Raw genomic sequence first — 16358 nt, forward strand, 5'->3', positions numbered from 1 at the left:
GCTCCCGGGCGACCTGCCGTCAGCCGAGCCCCTCGGAGGCCAGCCAGTCCTTGGCGATCTGGGAAGCGGGGGCGCCCTCGTCGACGGAGCGCCGGTTCATGGCGCGCAGATCCTGCGGGTCCAGGGCGGCAGAGACCCGGTTGATGACCGCCGCGGCTTCTGGTCCGACCCGCTGCGAGACCACCGGCACCACGTGAGACGCCAGTAGCAGCCCCTGCGGGTCCTCCAGGGCGACCAGGTCCGGTGAGGAGAGCACCGGGTCCGCAGAGTAGATGTCGACCAGTTGGACCTGACCGTCGCGCAGGGCCTTGACCGTCAGCGCTCCTCCGGAATCCTCGATGGGCGTGAAGGAGACATTCACCCCGTAGGTCTGGCGCAGACCCTTTGGGCCGTAGGGCCGCGTCTCCAGTTCGGAGTTGCCGCCCAGCACCACGGCGTCGACCTTCGCCAGGTCGGCAATGGTCCGCAGTCCGTGCTCATTGGCGAAGGAGGTGGTCACGACGTAGGTGTCCTGGTCGCTGGCGGCTGCCTGGTCCAGGACCCGAAGGCCTTGGGGCACGGCGGCAACGAGGGCGGCGTGCACGTCCTGACTGGTCCGAGCCGTCGCGCCGGGGTTGACGTACTGCAGCAGGTTCCCGGAGTACTCGGGCAGGACGTCGATCCTGCCGGCAGCCAGCTCCGGCATGTAGACCTCACGCTGGCCGATGCGCAGGTCCTTGCGGACCTCGTGTCCGGCGGCCTGAAGGGCTTGGGCGTAGACCTCGGCGATGATCTCATTGGAGTAGTAGTCCTGAGAGCCGACCACCAAGGGCCCGGTCTGGCCGGACTGGGCCACGCCGGAGGAGCCGAGGGCACCGGGGTCTGAGGACTCGGCGTCCCCTTCCAGTGTGGCGGCGGTTCCGCACGAGGCGAGGAGCAGCGAGGCTGCCAGGGCCCGGGCTGCCAGGGCGAAGCCGCTTCTGCGGCGTTTCCGGGTGGTGTCCGTGTGGTGGCTCGGACCCACGGGCGGTGCGTCCAGAATGTGCCTGCGGAGGTTCGTCGGTGTGCTCATCACTGCTCCTCGGGTCCGATGCGGGTGGCGGGCGCGGGTGCCGGTTGGGGGTCGCCGGGCAGGAGGAGCCGGCCGGCTCCGAGGACCAGCAGGTCAAGGACGAGGGCGAGGGCGACCACCAGCAGGGCCCCGCCGATCATCTGGGCCCAGTCGCGGGTCTTGAGCCCGGCGAAGAGGAAGCGTCCCAGACCCGCGTCGGCCGTCCACGCGGCCAGGGTCGCCGTGGCCACCACTTGCAACACGGTGGAGCGCAGCCCCTCGACCAACAGCCCGGTGGCATGGGGCAGTTCCACGCGAGTGAACACCTGCCATTCGGTCAGGCCAATTGCCCTGGCGGCATCCACCGTCGTGCGGTCGGCGCTGGCCACACCCGCATGAGCAGCCGCAAGCATCGGCGGCACCGCCAGTACCAGCAGCGCCACGACGGGCCCACCAAGACCGATGCCGAGCCACAGTGCAGCCAAAGTGACCAGTCCCAGAGTGGGCAGTGAACGCGCCGCACCCACACTGAAGGGGACCAGAAATGCGCCACGACCGGTGTGCCCGATGAGGGCGCCGACGGGTACGGCCACGGCAACCGCCACTGCGACCACTCCCGCCGTGACCAGGAGGTGTTCGAACAGGCGCGCCCAGATCCCGCCGTCCCCACCCCAATGCGAGGGGTCGGTCAACCAGGCGAGTGCGGCGATGAGAAGACTCATGCGGCGCCTCCTGTCCCGGCCCGCCGCCACGGGGTGAGCATGCGCGTGAGGCCCACGATCGTCAGGTCCAGGACGAGGGCAAGACCCAGGGTGAGAAGTACTCCGGCGATGATCTCCACGATGATGCCTCGTTGGAATCCGTCGGTGAAGAGTGTGCCCAGTGACCGCACCCCGACCACGGCTCCGACTGTCACCAAGGAGATCGTGGAGGCGGCGACCACCCGAAGGCCGGACATGACCACTGGGAGGGCGAGGGGCAACTCGATGGTGCCGAAACGCCTGAAATGACCCATGCCCATGGCGTCGGCGCTGGCCAGCGCATCTGAGGGCAGGTCTGAGAAGGCCCTGGCACACTGGCCCACCAGGATCGCGACCCCGTACAGGGTCAGCACGACGACCATGTTCACGGCAGAACGCAGGCCGGTGCCCAGGACGACCGGCACCATGATGAGCAGGGGCAGGGAGGGGATCGCGTAGACCAGTGCCAGGCCGGACAGCAGGGGCCGGCCGAGCCTTGGCCGGGCGTGTGCCAGTCGGCCCAAGGGGATCGACAGGACGAGGCTGGCCACCACCGCCGGCACGGCCAGCGCCACGTGGGTCAGGGTCAGGTCCCAGATGGTCCCCAGGTTCTCGGCCAGCCAGTTCACGGCAGTCTTCCTGCCTCGTCCAATGTGCCCAGAGGTCGGCCCGTCGCATCGACGACCAGACGCTGACCATTGCGGTCAACGGTGGTCAGCGTACGTCTGGCGGCCGAAGCGCCGACGAAGTCCGCGACGAAGTCGTCTGCCGGGTCTGAAAGGAGCTGCCCGGGAGTGCCCACCTGCGCGATCGTCCCGCCGCTGCGCATGACGACCACCTCGTCGCCCAGCAGGAAGGCCTCGTCGACGTCGTGGGTGACGAAGAGGATCGTGGTGCCCAGGCGCTGCTGCAGGTCGCGCAATTCCATCTGCAGGTCGGAGCGCACCAGGGGGTCGAGGGCGCCGAAGGGCTCGTCCATGAGGAGCAGTCGCGGTTCGTTGGCCAGTGCCCGTGCGACCCCGACCCGTTGTCGTTGGCCGCCGGAGAGTTGGGCGGGGAAGCGTGTGGCGAGGTCGCGCTCCAGCCCGACCAGGTCCAGGAGCTCCAGTGCGCGCTCGCGGGCGCGGGCCCTGGGCACCCCGTCGAGGATCGGCACCGTCGTGATGTTGTCGAGGACCCGCTGGTGGGGGAAGAGGCCTCCTTCTTGCAGGACGTAGCCGATGGAGCGACGCAGGCGCACCGGGTCGGCCCGGGCCACGTCCTGTCCGTCGACCAGGACCCGGCCCGAGGTCGGGGTCACCATCCGGTTGACCATGCGCATGAGGGTCGTCTTGCCGGATCCGGAGGTTCCCAGCAGAACAGTCGTCGAACCTCCTGGCACCTCCAGGCCGACCCCGTCGACGGCCACGGTCCCGTCCGGCCAGACCTTGCGGACGTCCTCGAAGGTGATCATGCGCGGGCCCCGTTCCGGTCGAGGTCGCCGTGGTCCCTCCGACCTGTCCTGGCGCCGCCCTCGTCCTCGTGGAGGAGGCGGACGACCTTCTTTCCTGGAACGGGCTGCGGGACGGGGAGGTGACGGACCTCCAGTGCTTCGGGCCCGCCGGGCCCTTGGAGGACCACGGCGCGCATGGTACTGGGTGGCGTCTTCATCTACTTCACGTTACATGTCGGTCAAGGACATGGAAAGTGCAGGGATGTGTACGCAGGTCTGAAGGTTGCCGGTGTCGTGTCGTCGCCCTCGTCCCCTCCGTGGGCACCCCGGGCGTGCCCGCAGAGGCGCCCCTATCCTTGACGTGATGATCACCCGGCCAGCAGGAGCGCCCATGACCACCTTCACCCCCGCCATCGCCTCGGCCGACATCGGTGTCTACGGCTTGGGCGTCATGGGCGCGAACCTCGCCCGCAATCTCGCGCGCAACGGCTACCGCACCGCGGTGTTCAACCGGACCCTGGCGCGCACCGAGAGGCTCATCGCCTCCCACGGTGACGGCACGGAGGGCCACTTCGTCCCGGCCGAGACCCTGCAGGACTTCGTCTCCTCGCTGTCCACCCCGCGTGTGGCCATCATCATGGTCCAGGCGGGAGAGGCCACCGATGCCGCCATGGAACAGTTGGCGGCCCTCATGGAGCGCGGCGACATCATCGTCGACTGCGGGAACTCCCTGTTCACCGACACCATCCGCCGCGAGAAGTGGGCCAGCGAACGCGGAGTGCACTTCGTGGGTGCGGGCGTGTCCGGCGGAGAGGAAGGGGCCCTGTGGGGCCCGTCCATCATGCCGGGCGGCACCGTGGCCTCCTACGACCGCCTGGGCCCCATGTTCGAGACGATCTCCGCCCACCACGACGGGGAGCCCTGCTGCACGCACGTCGGCGCCGACGGTGCCGGACACTTCGTCAAGATGGTCCACAACGGCATCGAGTACGCCGACATGCAGGTCATCGCCGAGGCCTACGACCTGCTGCGAAAGGGGCTGGGCAGTGCTCCGGAGGACCTGGCCGAGATCTTCGCCTCCTGGAACGAGGGCGAGCTGGGCAGCTACCTCATCGAGATCACCGCAGAGGTCCTGCGCCACAAGGATGCGGCCACAGGCGCCCCGCTGGTGGACCTGGTCGTGGACCGTTCGGGCCAGAAGGGCACCGGCAAGTGGACGGTGCAGACCGCATTGGACTTGGCCGTGCCCGTCACCGGCATCGCCGAAGCCACCTTCGCGCGCGGCGCCTCCGACTCGATGCCCCAGCGTGAGGCCGCCCGCGCCTTGGCGGGCTCCGACGTCGACCTGGTCGTGACCGAGGGTGAGCGCGACTCCTTCGTCGAGGACGTCCGCCAAGCGCTGTTCGCCTCGAAGATCATCGCCTACTCGCAGGGCTTCGACCTCATCACCGCAGGCGCCGCCGAACACGGGTGGGTCATCGACAGGGGGGCCCTGGCCGCCATCTGGCGTGAAGGGTGCATCATTCGCGCCGCCTTCCTTGACGACATCACCCGCGCCTACCGCGAGAACCCGGAACTGCCGCTGCTCCTGGCCGCAGAGCCCTTCGCCTCACGCATCCGCCAGTGCGTACCGGCCCTGCGTCGAGTGGTGGCCCGGGCGGCGATGGCGGGCGTGCCCGTCCCGGTCTTCGCCTCCTCCCTGTCCTACTTCGACACCATCCGCGCCGAGCGACTGCCTGCCGCCCTCATCCAGGGGCAGCGGGACTACTTCGGTTCGCACACCTACGCGCGCGTCGACAAGCCCGGCGTCTTCCACACCCTGTGGGCCGCCGCCGGACGGCCCGAGGAGCAGTGGAGCTGACCGCCTCCACCTGCCGGCCGCGCCCGCTCCGGACGAAATTGTCGGGGGCGGCCCCGTCAAGTGGACTGTCTCACCCTTGGACGTCCATCCCGCCCGCACCGCATCCGACCGGAGTGGCCCGCCCTCGCCGCCCTGTGACCGGTGGGGACACGCCGGGCACCCTGGTGGGACGTCCCTCCGCAGTGGTGTGACCGGGTGCACGGGAGGGCAGGCGTGTGACAAGGACGGGGCGCACCGTCCCAGCCGGTCCACAGGTCCACGTTCTAGGGTGGGGTCAGTGACCTGAAGAGGAAGGTGCGACACGTGGCACGAAATGGCGACCGACGGGACTGGGACGACATCATCGGCTCACCCTCTCCTTCGTCACGCCCACAGCCGCCCTCCCGTGCGGAGGCTGCGCGACGACGGGCTGGCAGCGGTGCAGGGGGAGGTGTGCCCGCGGCTCCCGCACGCCGTTCGGTGCGCGGCGCCTCCGAGCCGGCCGGCGCCTCAGGTGCCCGGTCGGTGCGCGCACACGCCTCCGCTGCGAGCGGCCGAGGCGGACCGGGGCGCAAACGCTCATGGCCCAAGCGCATCGGGCTGGCCTTCGTCTTCACCTTCCTGGGCGTGGTCATCGCGGGCTCGGCGGCGTTCCTGTACCTGTACGCGCAGGCCAAGGTGCCCGTACCCGACGAGTTCGCCCTGGCGCAGACGACCACCGTCTACTACGCGGACGGCACGACCCGCATGGGGTCACTGTCCGAGGTCAACAGGACGATCATCGACGGATCGACCCTGCCGGACCACGTGTCCAAGGCTGTCGTGGCCTCCGAGGACCGGACCTTCTACACGAACTCCGGAGTCGACTTCAAGGGAATTCTGCGCGCCCTGTGGACCAACATCACCCAAGGCACCCGTCACGGTGCTTCGACGCTGACCATGCAGTACGTCGAGCGCTACTACGTGGGCGACACCTTCAGCTACATGGGCAAGATCAAGGAAGCCATCCTGGCGATCAAGATCAGCCGCGAGCAGGACAAGGACCAGATCCTCGCCAACTACCTCAACACCATCTACTTCGGTCGCGGCGCATACGGCATCGAGGCCGCCGCGAAGGCCTACTTCGGCAAGCCCGCCGCACAGCTGTCCCTGTCCGAGGCGGCAATGATCGCCGGCATCATTCCGGCGCCTTCCGCGTGGGACCCGGCAGTGGACCCGGAGATGGCCAAGGAGCGGTGGCAGCGAGTCCTGGACATCATGGTCGAGGACGGGTGGATCTCGCAGAAGGACGCCGCAGCCCAGACCTTCCCGACGACCGTCGACCCGGCGACGCTGACACTCATGGACTTCTCCGGCGCGAACGGGTACCTGCTGCAGCAGGTGCGTTCCGAGCTCATCGCCTCAGGAGCCTTCACCGACGACCAGATCGACACCGGCGGACTCAAGATCATCTCGACCATCGACAAGGCCCGGCAGGAAGCCGCCGTGGCCGCCGCGAACTCCATGACACAGGTCGAAGGCTGGGACCCGAACACCATGCACACGGCCATCACCTCCGTGAACCCCGCCAATGGGGAGATCGTCGCCGAATTCGGCGGTGTCGACTTCCAGAAGCGCCAGCAGAACGCGGCCACCCAGGACATCTCCCAAGCGGGGTCGACCTTCAAGCTGTTCACGCTGCTCGCCAACGCCGAACAGGGCGGCTCCATCTACAAGACCTATGACGGCAACTCGCCCATGCACCTGCCCGGCGACGGCGGCACCATCCAGAACGACGGCGGCTACTCCTGGGGACGCATCGACCTGGTCGACGCCATGAAGTACTCGGTGAACACCGCCTTCGTGGAACTCAACCAGGAGATCGGTTCGGAGGCCACGAAGAAGGCGGCGATCGCCGCCGGCATCCCCGAGGACACGTTGGGCCTGGACGACACCATCGGCAACGTCTTGGGCACGGCGGCCCCTCACAATGTGGACCTGGCCGCAGCTTTCGCCACCGTGGCCGCCGGTGGACAGCGCACCACCCCCCACATCGTGCGTGAGGTCATCGGTCCTGACGGCTCGAAGGTCTTCGCGGCGACGACCACTCCGACGCAGGCGTTCACACCCGAGGTCGTCTCCATGGTCATGCCCGCCCTGGAGGCCGTGACCAAGGCCGGGGGCACGGCTGAGGAGCTCGCGGACTTCCCCTTCTCCACCGGCGGCAAGACGGGCACGTCCTCGGAACAGATCTCCGCCCAGTTCGTCGGCTTCGTGCCGGAACTGTCCACCGCAGTGTCCATGTACCAGAACGACGCCCAGGGAAACCCCGTGCCGCTGACGAACATCGGCGGCATGGACCAGTTCCACGGCGGTGACTGGCCGGTGGACGTGTGGATGTCGTACATGGGGGCGATCGAAGGTTCACTGTCGGTGACGGACTTCAGCTGGTACGTCGAGGTCGAGCAGGAGCGCCCGGCCCCTCAGTCCGACCGTCCGCAGTCGGCCCCGCAGACCCAGCCCGCCCCCACCCAGCCGACCCAGCCCGCCCCGGCGCAGCCGGCCCCGCAACCGGCGCCGACTCCCGACCCCGGCCAGTCGAGTGGGCCCACCGTGCCAGAGCCGAGCGAACCGGAGGACCCGAGCCAGAGCGCCAACCGCTGAGTGCGGCGCAGGAGCGCTCTCCTGACACGACGAAGGCGGGCGGCCCCCGAATGGGGGCCGCCCGCCGTGTTCGTCAGAACTCAGAGGCTCACTTGGAAGCCTTGGCGGCCACGACGCGCACCTTGAGGTTCGCGGAAACCTCGGAGTGCAGGTTCACGAGGACCGTGTACTCGCCGACGGACTTGATCGGGGCGGCGATGACCACACGGCGGCGGTCGATCGTCTGACCCAGTTCGGCCTTGACGGCATCGGCGATCCGCGCGGAGGAGACGGCACCGAAGAGGTTGCCGGCCGCGCCGACCTTGCCGGAGACGGTGACGATCTGACCCTGCAGGGCGTCACGCACGGCGCGGGCGTCGTCCAGGGAGGCGATCTGACGCTTGCGGCGCGCAGCGGCCATCTGGTCGATCTGCTTCTGGGCTCCTGGGGTCCAACGGGCCGCCAGGCCGCGAGGAACCAGGTAGTTGCGGGCGTAACCGTCCTTGACCTCGACGACCTCGCCGGCAGCACCGAGGTGCTCGACGTCGTGGGTGAGGATGAGCTTGGTAGCCATGGTGTTCCTTCCTTTCCCTCGCGTCGATCAGCGGCCGGAGGACGAGTAGGGCAGCAGGGCCATTTCGCGCGCGTTCTTCACGGCGCGGGCGATGCGGCGCTGTTCCCGGACGGACACGCCGGTCACACGACGGGCGCGGATCTTGCCGCGGTCCGAAATGAACTTGCGCAGCAGGGCGGTGTCCTTGTAGTCGATGGTCTCGATCTTGGCCGACTTCAGCGGGTTGGCCTTCTTCTTGATGGGCTTGTTGCGAAGTTGGGGCTTCGCCATGGAGGTCTCCTTATGATCCGGGCGGGCATTCGGGCCCACCCCAAGCGTGGTGTCTCAAGCAGTCGTGTCCCGGTGACGAGGTCGCCGCCGGCAAATGCGGTGGGTCCGCAGCTGCGGGCGCCCTCGTCGGGGGATGTCAGAACGGCGGTTCGTCGCCGAAACTCGTCGCGCCGCCCCCGGAGTCCGAGGTGCGCCACGGGTCGTCGGCCTGTCCACCGGCAGGTGCGCCGTATCCGCCCTGCGAGTAGCCGCCCTGACCGCCGCGGCCTGCGCCGCCGTACCCGCCACCTTGCTGGTAGCCGCCTTGGCCGCCTCCCTGCGAGTAGCCGCCTTGGCCGCGTCCACCCGGCTCACCCTGGGGGGCGTTGCGGGTGACCTTGGCCTGCGCGCGACGCAGTGACGGGCCGACCTCGTCCACCTGCATCTCGACGACGGTGCGTCGCTCGCCCTCGCGCGTCTCGTAGGAGCGCTGGGTCAGGCGACCCTGGACGATGACTCGCATGCCCTTGCGCAGCGACTCGGCGACGTTGTCGGCCATCTCGCGCCACACGGAGCAGCGCATGAAGAGGGTCTCGCCGTCGCGCCACTCATTGGCGTTGCGGTCGAAGGTGCGGGGGGTGGACGCCACCGTGAAGTCGGCGACCGCTGCCCCCGACTGGGTGAAACGCAGCTCAGGGTCGGCGGTCAGGTTGCCGATGATCGTGATGACGGTTTCTCCGGCCATTGTCGGCTCCTCGTCCTCGGTGGGTGGTCCTGGGTGTGTGGTCAGTGGGGCGTCGCCGGCAGTCCGGTGGGCGCCTCCCGGTGCCTCAGTGGGCGTCGGGACGCAGGAGCTTCGTGCGCAGGATGACCTCGTTGAGGTTCATCTGGCGGTTGATCTCCTGGGCGACCTCGGGGGTGGTGGTCATGTCGATGACCACGTAGATCCCCTCGGAGTGCTTGAGGATGTCGTAGGCAAGGCGACGCTTGCCCCAGATGTCGACGTTCTCGACGGAGCCGCCAGCAGCAACGACCTGCTGCATGTACTTGTCCATCGTCGGGGCGACGGTGCGCTCGTCGATCGTCGGATCGAGGATCACCATCAGTTCGTAGTGACGCACTGTGTGTACCCACCTCCTGCGGTCTCAGCGGTCACGGGCTTTCCGTGACAGGAGGGTGATGCGTTCATCCGGGCCGGTCCGTCGCGGTGGCGTCGTCCCGGTGGCCCCGGTGCGGCCCCGGGTGGGGCCGCCGGATCGTCCTGGCCCAGAGGGTGTGGACAGTCCGACCCCCCACTCTAGTGTCAGCCCGGGTGGCGTGTCATCCTGCGGGGGAGTCCCCGGGAATGGGGTCCGCCACGTCGGCGCGGGGGACGAGGGCGTGGTGGGGGGAGAACCACGTGCGCCATGCATTGGTGGCCGTGCGCGCGCCCATGTAGACCAGGCCGTAGGCCAGCCACACCCCTGCGAGGACCTCGTGGGGGCCGGCCCCCGCACGCCGCAGGGCTTCGACCGCGCCCAGGGCGGGCAGGAAGGCGATGAGCTGCACGACCCCGGCCCCTGCCAGGTAGCGGTTCTCGCCGGCCCCCAGCAGAACCCCGTCCAGCAGGAAGACGACCCCACCCAAGGGCATCCCCGCGCAGCAGGCCAGTAGCCCCCAGGTGGCCAGGGATCGCATGAGGGGGTCGGTGCCGAAGGCTGCCGGCAGCCAGGGGGAGGCCGCTGCGACCACGACGGCCAGGACCAGACCCGCCCACACGCCCCACCTGGTCAGGACCCGCAACAGCTCGCGCAGGCCCTCCTCGTCCCCGGCTCCCCGCGCCAGGCCGACCATGGACTGGGCGGCAATGGCCAAGGCGTCCAGTACGAAGCAGCCCAGGGTCCACACGGCCAGGACCACCTGGTAGGCGGCCAAGGGCTCGGTGCCCATGCGGGTCAGGGGCCAGATGGTGGCAAGGCCCGCCAGGCGCAGTGCCAGTCCGCGGATGACGAGGGGTGCTCCGTCCAGGGCGGATCTGAGGACGCCGGCCCCACTGGGCAGCAGGGGGATGCGGCGCTCCCTGGCGCCTCGGCACACGACCAGGACCATGGCGACTCCCATGAGGCTCTGGGTGAGTGAGGTCCCCAGGCCCGAGCCGGCCACCCCCATGTCGGCCCCGTAGATGAACAGCGCATTCGCACCCACGTTGAAGACGGTTCCCGCCACCGTGACGTACAGGGGGGTGCGCGTGTCCTGCAGGCCCCGCAGGGTGCCGGTGGCGGCCAGGACGACGAACATGCCGACCATGCCGGGTGCGCAGGTCCACAGGTAGGCGCCGGCGTGGGTGGCGGTCTGGCCCGTGGCGCCGAGCATTGCGAAGAACAGGGGGCCGCAGGTGGCCACTGCGATGGCGGCAAGGACACCCAGGCCGGCGGCCAGCCACATGGCGTCGATGCCGGTGCGCAGGGCTCCGGCGTGGTCACCGGCCCCTAGGGCGCGTGCGGTCAGTGAGGTGGTGGAGTAGGCCAGGAAGATGAAGAGGACGACGACGCTTTGCAGGACCTGGCTGGCCACGGACAGTCCCGCAAGGGGTGCGGTGCCCAGGTGGCCGACCATGGCGGAGTCGATGAGGGTGAACAGGGGCTCGGCGATGAGGGCGCCCAGGGCGGGCACCGCCAAGGACAGGATCCTGCGGGCTGTGGTGGTGTTCCCGGCTGTGTTCACGCCTTCTCCTTCCACAGGTCGCCCGGGCTCGCGGCTCCACACGCTACACCTGTGGACCGCGCCGACCCGTGTTCTGTCCGGGCCTTGACGGGGGTGCGTCGAGGGTCCATCAGGTTGTGGAAAAAGGGGGTGGACGGGCCGTGCGGAAGCCCTCAAGTTGAGGTCGAGGGTTGTGTGAGGGGTGGGCCGGACAGCGGTCGGCGGCGAGTGCGCGCGACCTGCGCCGATGGGGCCGGCGGTGCCTCTGACCCGGCATTTCGCGGAAATCTGCAGGAGTGGGGGAGAGGGATTTCATCTCCACAGATCTGTCGGACACCTTCCGATCCACAGCTGTGTACACAGCTGTGGACGGAGGGATCGTGGATCCCCCTTGATTCTGGCCGATCGGTCGGGCGCGGGCGGCCGCTCCCCCATTCCTTCCAATGTCCAAGCTCCACATCTCCTGTGGATTCGGGCGGCCCGTGTCCACAGGTTGTCCACAGAAGTCTTCGCCTCCGTCCACATCCAGGGTGTGCGGGGTGCGGGCCTTGGGGGTTAACCTCGCGTGTGCGTCCGCGCCCCGGGGACGAGGGCGTCCTCGTGAACCGACAACGCCACTTCGGTGCGACGCCGACGCGACGCGCCCGGGGGAGGGGACACCATGAGCGACGAGGAGTTCGACAGGACACCTCCGCAGGACATCGACGCGGAGATGAGCGTCCTGGGGTCGATGATGCTCTCACGCGAGGCCATCAACGACGTGGCCGACGAGATCCGGGGCAGCGACTACTACAAGCCCGCCCACGAGATCATCCACGACACCATCGTCGACCTGTCCGGCAGGGGAGAACCCGCCGACGCGGTGACGGTGGCGGGAGAGTTGCAGCGGCGCGGGGACCTGGCCCGCGTGGGTGGAGCCGCCTACCTGCACACCCTCATCGCCTCGGTCCCCACGGCCGCCAATGCCGGCTACTACGCGCGCATCGTCCGTGAACGCTCCATCCTGCGACGCCTGGTCACCGCCGGTACACGCGTCGTCCAGCTGGGATATGCGAACTCCGGAGGCGAGGTGGACGAGATCGTCGACCGCGCCCAGCAGGAGATCTACGCGGTGGCCGAGAACCGCACGACCCAGGACTACGTGCCCATGTCGACCATCTCGGAGAACGTCCTGTCCGAGCTCGAACGCATCGAGATGGACAAGGGGAAGATGAAGGGCGTTCCCACCGGTTTCGTGGACCTGGACCGCCTGACCCAGGGTCTGCACGGCGGGCAGATGGTCATCGTGGCCGCCAGGCCCGCCATGGGCAAGTCGACCCTGGCCCTGGACTTCTGTCGCTCGGCCTCGATCAAACACGACATCACCAGCGTCATCTTCTCCCTGGAAATGAGCCAGAACGACATTGCCGTGCGCATGCTCTCGGCGGAGTCGGGGGTGTTCATGTCGAAGATGCTCTCCGGAGGGATGACCGACCGTGACTGGCGCAAGGTCTCCGAGACGGCTGCGCGCATCTCCGAGGCCCCGCTCTTCGTCGACGACTCGGCGAACATGACGATCACCGAGATCCGTTCCAAGTGTCGTCGCCTCAAGCAGCAGCACAACCTGGGTCTGGTGGTCGTCGACTACCTGCAGCTGATGACTTCCGGCACCCAGGTCGAGTCCCGTCAGCAGGAGGTGTCCGGCCTGTCGAGGAACCTCAAGCTGTTGGCCAAGGAGATCGACGTGCCCGTGGTGGCGGTCGCGCAGCTCAACCGTGGCCCCGAGTCGCGCACCGACAAGAAGCCGATGATGTCCGACCTGCGTGAATCCGGGTCGCTGGAGCAGGATGCGGACATCATCATCTTGTTGCACCGGCCGGACTACTACAACAAGGAGGACCGTCCGGGCGAGGCCGACATCATTGTCGCCAAGCACCGCAACGGGTCCACCGACACCCTCAAGGCCCTCTTCCAGGGCCACATGGCGCGATTTGCCAACTACACGGGTCGTGAGGAGCCGGAGGGGCGCTGAGACCCGTGACTGCAGGTTGTCCACGCGGTGCCAGTGGGTACGACTTGTGAGAGAGTTGACCCGTACCTGTCCAAGCACATCGTGTGAGGTGGATCGATGGCCGATTTCCGTGCATTCACGCCTGAGATGGCGTCCGACCCCAACTTGCCTCCTGAACTCATGGGGCAGATCGCATCCCAGCGGCCCGACCTGCACTGGGCTCTGGCCAGGAACCCGAGGCTCACCCCCTCGCTCCGGGCATGGTTGCAGTCCAGCCCTGACCCCGCAGTGAGGAACGCTCTGGCCGCTGCCGCGCCTCAGGCCGGTCAGTGGGGTCAGCCGCAAGCCCCGCAGGCTCCCCAGTGGGGTCAGCCGCAAGCCCCGCAGGCTCCCCAGTGGGGTCAGCCGCAAGCCCCGCAGGCTCCCCAGTGGGGTCAGCCGCAAGCCCCGCAGGCTCCCCAGTGGGGTCAGCCTCAGCCTCCCCAGGCGCCTCAGGCCGCTCAGTGGGGCCAGCCCCAGGGGCAGACTCCGCAGCCTTTCCACGCGCAGGGCGGTCAACCCTTCCCGGCCCAGCAGTGGGGTCAGCAGCCCCAGGCGCCTCAGGGGGCACCCGCACCCTTCCAAACCCCGCAGGGACAGGGGTGGGCTGCTCCCTCCCCGCAGCCCGGCGCCCCTGCCCAGCCCGGATGGCCCCAGAGCGGAGCACCCGCTTCGGCCGGCCGGCCCGCCCCTGCGGCGTCGCCCTTCGCCGGTGGCGAGGTTGCGGAGAAGGAGACACCTCCCACCAGCGCCATTCCTGACGAGGTGTGGCCCGGACCGTCCGCCCCGCCCGCCCCGACAGGGGACGAGGCCGCGAAGGACGGCGCGGACTCCGACATGACGGTCCTGCTGCCGGCGGATCGCCGGTCGCTCGAAGCCACCACCGTGCGGGTCAATTCCGAGGCGGTGCAGGCCGAGGCGCCCGAAGCCGGCGCCCCGGCGGAGCCCCAAAAGAGTGAGGACGTCCCCGCCCACGACGGCAAGGACCTCACCCGCGAGGCGCAACCCACCTCGGACGTCACCGTCCTGCTGCCCTCCGACTTGGCGCGTTCGCCCGAAGCCATGGCCGCCGCGGCCACCATGGAGGAGCACGCGGTCCACAAGGCGGAGGCCGAACCTGCGGCCCCCGAGGCCCACGCTTCGACCGAGGCAGCCGAACCTCCGGTCGAGCAGCCCGGCGCCGAGGACAAGGCCACGGTCGTCTTCCCCGTGGAGACACCATCGGTCCCTGACCGGGCAACACCGACCGAGGTGCTCTCCTCCTACGAGGACCACTCGTCGCCGGTGGCACCCACGGTGGGAATCCCGCCGGTGGCGCCGACCGCGGCAAGCGAAACCACCTCCTGGTCGCAGGCGGCTGCGCCGCAGGGAATGGGCATGCCGCCCGCTCCGCCCTCGCCCGCGCAGGGGATCCCCACCGGGTCCTACCAGGCGCAGGGTTCGGCCCCCCAGTCCTCCGGCGTGCCCTTCGCGGGTCAAGGAGGCACCCCGGGCCAGTACGGACAGCAGCAGCCGATGGTCTCCCCGTCGCTGCCCATCGAAGGTGCCCCCCAGCGTGGAAAGGGCAGGACTGCGGCGATCATCGCGGTGATCGTCGTCATCGCGCTGGTCCTCGTCCTCGGACTGGGCTACCTGTTCATCAGGGTCTTCAGCGGCTCCAACGGTGCCGCCAGCCCCGAGGAACTGCACGAGAAACTCACCACCATCATCTCCAACAAGGACTTGGCTGCACTGGGCGGGCAGATCTCGCCCGCCGAGATCGCCGAGATGGACTCCTTGACGAAGGCCGTGGCATCGGAGCCGTCCAAGGCCTCCGGGCCTCTGCTCGACCAGGAGACCCTCAAGGGGATGGCCGACGCCATCACCATCTCCAACAACAAGATGGAGTGGAGCGTCGCCGAGAAGAACGACAACTTGGCCGTGCTCCAGGTGGATTCGTGGAGCGCGGATGTCACTGTCGACCCGAAGTTCGTCGACGTCATGCAGAAGCGCTACGAGGAATCCATGGGTAGGGCGCTGAGCTCCAACGAGACCGAGATTTTCGACAGGATGCGCGAGTCCATCACCGAGGACGGCACTCACTCCGGCGATGTCCTCAATGGAAATCCCGGGCCGCGTGTCATCGCCGTCAACGAGGGCGGCCGCTGGTACGTCTCCGGCGCCATGACCATGGCCGAGTCGATGCTCATGCTCGGTGGAGGCAGCCCCAACTATGCGGCCGACCTGTCCGGAGTCGGCGCCGAATCGCCGGAAGCGGCCGTCACTGCCGCGTGGGAAGCGATGAACTCGGCGACGACCATGGACGAGATGGTGACCAAGGTGGGCCAGTACCTGCCTCTGACCGAGAGGCGACTCGCCGCCGTCTACGGGTCGATGGCGTCGGGAAGCAATCCCTTGACCTCCACGGGCGCGATGAATGCCGATCTGAAGTTGTCCTCGACTCAGGTCGACGGCGGGGCCGTGGTCTCCATGGGTGACTCGGTCATCACCGTGGGCGAGGGCAACCGCAAGCAGACCATCACCTTCACGAAGGGTTCTGCCCTCTCCGTCAAGGCCGGTGAATTCACGCTCGACCTGGACTACGGTCGCTCGCTGACCAACCCCGAACGGATCGGCCTGTTCACCGTGAAGCAGGACGGCAAGTGGTACGTGTCGCTGTCCGGGACGATCAGCAACTTCGCCTCACTGCGCGCCACCGACGAGGCAATCGCGGCGACGAAGAAGTGGTTGACCGACAACGCGGACGAGGCGGCACAGTCCTTGGACTCCGTCGGCATGTCCGCTCAAGAGATGATCCAGATCATGGACCAGTCGCCGGTCGTGGCCGCATGGATGACGATGTCCCATGACGTGTCGGTCCAGGTCGCGGAGTTCCAGAAGAGTCTGCCCACGTTGAAGGTCGCCGGCCAGGACGATCTTCGTCCCACTCCGACCCCGGGGGCGGGTGGCGACTCGATGTCGACGGACGAGATCGACAAGGCTCTGGCCTGCCTGCTCGAGGACGACATGGCATCCTGTGACTGGCTGTGGGCCAATTCCACGGATCAGGCGAACAAGGACCTTGGCAAGACGTGTGGGCACAAGGACCAGGCGGCAAAGGGCGGCACCTGCGTCAAGGACCACGGGAAGAAGTGGAAGGGGCAGTGAGCCCCCTCCCGGG

14 protein-coding genes are annotated in these 16358 nt (G+C 68.5%); 4 read left to right on the forward strand and 10 right to left on the reverse strand.

Features of this window, described 5'->3' with window-relative positions; genetic code table 11:
- Positions 1 to 19: 19 nt before the first annotated feature.
- Genes I6B53_RS00290 through I6B53_RS00310 form a run of 5 tightly spaced genes read right to left on the reverse strand, consistent with a single transcriptional unit; the run spans position 20 to position 3420 of the window.
- Positions 20 to 1051 (reverse strand): ABC transporter substrate-binding protein, encoded by a 1032-nt coding sequence (locus tag I6B53_RS00290; protein ID WP_216764296.1) that lies wholly within the window; start codon positions 1049 to 1051, stop codon positions 20 to 22.
- Positions 1051 to 1752, reverse strand: a complete 702-nt coding sequence (locus tag I6B53_RS00295) for an ABC transporter permease subunit (protein ID WP_216764297.1) — start codon at positions 1750 to 1752, stop codon at positions 1051 to 1053. Before I6B53_RS00295 ends, I6B53_RS00290 begins: the two co-directional genes overlap by 1 nt.
- Positions 1749 to 2399 (reverse strand): ABC transporter permease, encoded by a 651-nt coding sequence (locus I6B53_RS00300; protein WP_216764298.1) that lies wholly within the window; start codon positions 2397 to 2399, stop codon positions 1749 to 1751. The genes I6B53_RS00295 and I6B53_RS00300 overlap by 4 nt, the downstream gene beginning before the upstream one ends.
- On the reverse strand, positions 2396 to 3223 hold the full coding sequence (locus I6B53_RS00305) for an ABC transporter ATP-binding protein (protein ID WP_216764299.1): 828 nt from the start codon (positions 3221 to 3223) through the stop codon (positions 2396 to 2398). The genes I6B53_RS00300 and I6B53_RS00305 overlap by 4 nt, the downstream gene beginning before the upstream one ends.
- Positions 3220 to 3420 carry a hypothetical protein gene (locus tag I6B53_RS00310; protein WP_216764300.1) on the reverse strand — a complete coding sequence of 67 codons (201 nt, stop codon included), beginning with the start codon at positions 3418 to 3420 and terminating at the stop codon, positions 3220 to 3222. Before I6B53_RS00310 ends, I6B53_RS00305 begins: the two co-directional genes overlap by 4 nt.
- A 173-nt stretch (positions 3421 to 3593) precedes the next feature.
- On the opposite strand from I6B53_RS00310, the gene gndA reads away from it, so the two are divergent.
- Together gndA and I6B53_RS00320 are read left to right on the forward strand one after the other, a co-directional pair.
- The gene (gene gndA, locus I6B53_RS00315) at positions 3594 to 5063 is read left to right on the forward strand and encodes an NADP-dependent phosphogluconate dehydrogenase (RefSeq protein WP_216764301.1); all 1470 of its coding nucleotides are present in this window, start codon (positions 3594 to 3596) and stop codon (positions 5061 to 5063) included.
- A gap of 303 nt (positions 5064 to 5366) precedes the next feature.
- A complete protein-coding gene (locus tag I6B53_RS00320) occupies positions 5367 to 7685 on the forward strand; it encodes a transglycosylase domain-containing protein (RefSeq protein ID WP_253953898.1) in 2319 nt (772 codons plus the stop codon).
- 88 nt (positions 7686 to 7773) lie between these two features.
- On the opposite strand, the gene rplI is transcribed toward I6B53_RS00320, so the two are convergent.
- From rplI to I6B53_RS00345, 5 genes are all read right to left on the reverse strand, one after another.
- Positions 7774 to 8238, reverse strand: coding sequence for a 50S ribosomal protein L9 (rplI, locus tag I6B53_RS00325; RefSeq protein WP_216764302.1), 465 nt, complete (start codon positions 8236 to 8238; stop codon positions 7774 to 7776).
- Between the two features lie 27 nt (positions 8239 to 8265).
- Entirely contained in the window at positions 8266 to 8508 is a 243-nt protein-coding gene (gene rpsR / locus I6B53_RS00330; protein WP_216764303.1) for a 30S ribosomal protein S18, read from the reverse strand.
- Positions 8509 to 8644: 136 nt separating this feature from the next.
- Positions 8645 to 9232 carry a single-stranded DNA-binding protein gene (locus tag I6B53_RS00335; RefSeq protein WP_216764304.1) on the reverse strand — a complete coding sequence of 196 codons (588 nt, stop codon included), beginning with the start codon at positions 9230 to 9232 and terminating at the stop codon, positions 8645 to 8647.
- Between the two features lie 85 nt (positions 9233 to 9317).
- Positions 9318 to 9608 carry a 30S ribosomal protein S6 gene (gene rpsF, locus I6B53_RS00340; protein ID WP_216764305.1) on the reverse strand — a complete coding sequence of 97 codons (291 nt, stop codon included), beginning with the start codon at positions 9606 to 9608 and terminating at the stop codon, positions 9318 to 9320.
- A gap of 199 nt (positions 9609 to 9807) precedes the next feature.
- Complete coding sequence (locus tag I6B53_RS00345) at positions 9808 to 11190, reverse strand: MATE family efflux transporter (RefSeq protein ID WP_253953899.1); 1383 nt, start codon at positions 11188 to 11190, stop codon at positions 9808 to 9810.
- 640 nt (positions 11191 to 11830) lie between these two features.
- Here I6B53_RS00345 and dnaB point away from each other — a divergent pair.
- Positions 11831 to 13180: a replicative DNA helicase gene (gene dnaB / locus I6B53_RS00350; protein WP_216764306.1), complete on the forward strand. Its 1350-nt coding sequence runs from the start codon at positions 11831 to 11833 to the stop codon at positions 13178 to 13180.
- Positions 13181 to 13276: 96 nt separating this feature from the next.
- Entirely contained in the window at positions 13277 to 16345 is a 3069-nt protein-coding gene (locus I6B53_RS00355) for a hypothetical protein (RefSeq protein WP_216764307.1), read from the forward strand.
- Positions 16346 to 16358 lie beyond the last annotated feature (13 nt).

This window comes from Schaalia sp. 19OD2882 (genome assembly GCF_018986735.1).
Lineage (GTDB): Bacteria > Actinomycetota > Actinomycetes > Actinomycetales > Actinomycetaceae > Pauljensenia.

Excerpts from the sequence above, each read along its gene's own strand:
- I6B53_RS00290 (WP_216764296.1), bottom strand. The coding sequence starts at position 1,051 with ATGAGCACACCGACGAACCTCCGCAGGCACATTCTGGACGCACCGCCC.
- I6B53_RS00295 (WP_216764297.1), bottom strand. The coding sequence starts at position 1,752 with ATGAGTCTTCTCATCGCCGCACTCGCCTGGTTGACCGACCCCTCGCAT.
- I6B53_RS00305 (WP_216764299.1), bottom strand. The coding sequence starts at position 3,223 with ATGATCACCTTCGAGGACGTCCGCAAGGTCTGGCCGGACGGGACCGTG.
- I6B53_RS00310 (WP_216764300.1), bottom strand. The coding sequence starts at position 3,420 with ATGAAGACGCCACCCAGTACCATGCGCGCCGTGGTCCTCCAAGGGCCC.
- gndA (WP_216764301.1), top strand. The coding sequence starts at position 3,594 with ATGACCACCTTCACCCCCGCCATCGCCTCGGCCGACATCGGTGTCTAC.
- rplI (WP_216764302.1), bottom strand. The coding sequence starts at position 8,238 with ATGGCTACCAAGCTCATCCTCACCCACGACGTCGAGCACCTCGGTGCT.
- rpsR (WP_216764303.1), bottom strand. The coding sequence starts at position 8,508 with ATGGCGAAGCCCCAACTTCGCAACAAGCCCATCAAGAAGAAGGCCAAC.
- I6B53_RS00335 (WP_216764304.1), bottom strand. The coding sequence starts at position 9,232 with ATGGCCGGAGAAACCGTCATCACGATCATCGGCAACCTGACCGCCGAC.
- dnaB (WP_216764306.1), top strand. The coding sequence starts at position 11,831 with ATGAGCGACGAGGAGTTCGACAGGACACCTCCGCAGGACATCGACGCG.
- I6B53_RS00355 (WP_216764307.1), top strand. The coding sequence starts at position 13,277 with ATGGCCGATTTCCGTGCATTCACGCCTGAGATGGCGTCCGACCCCAAC.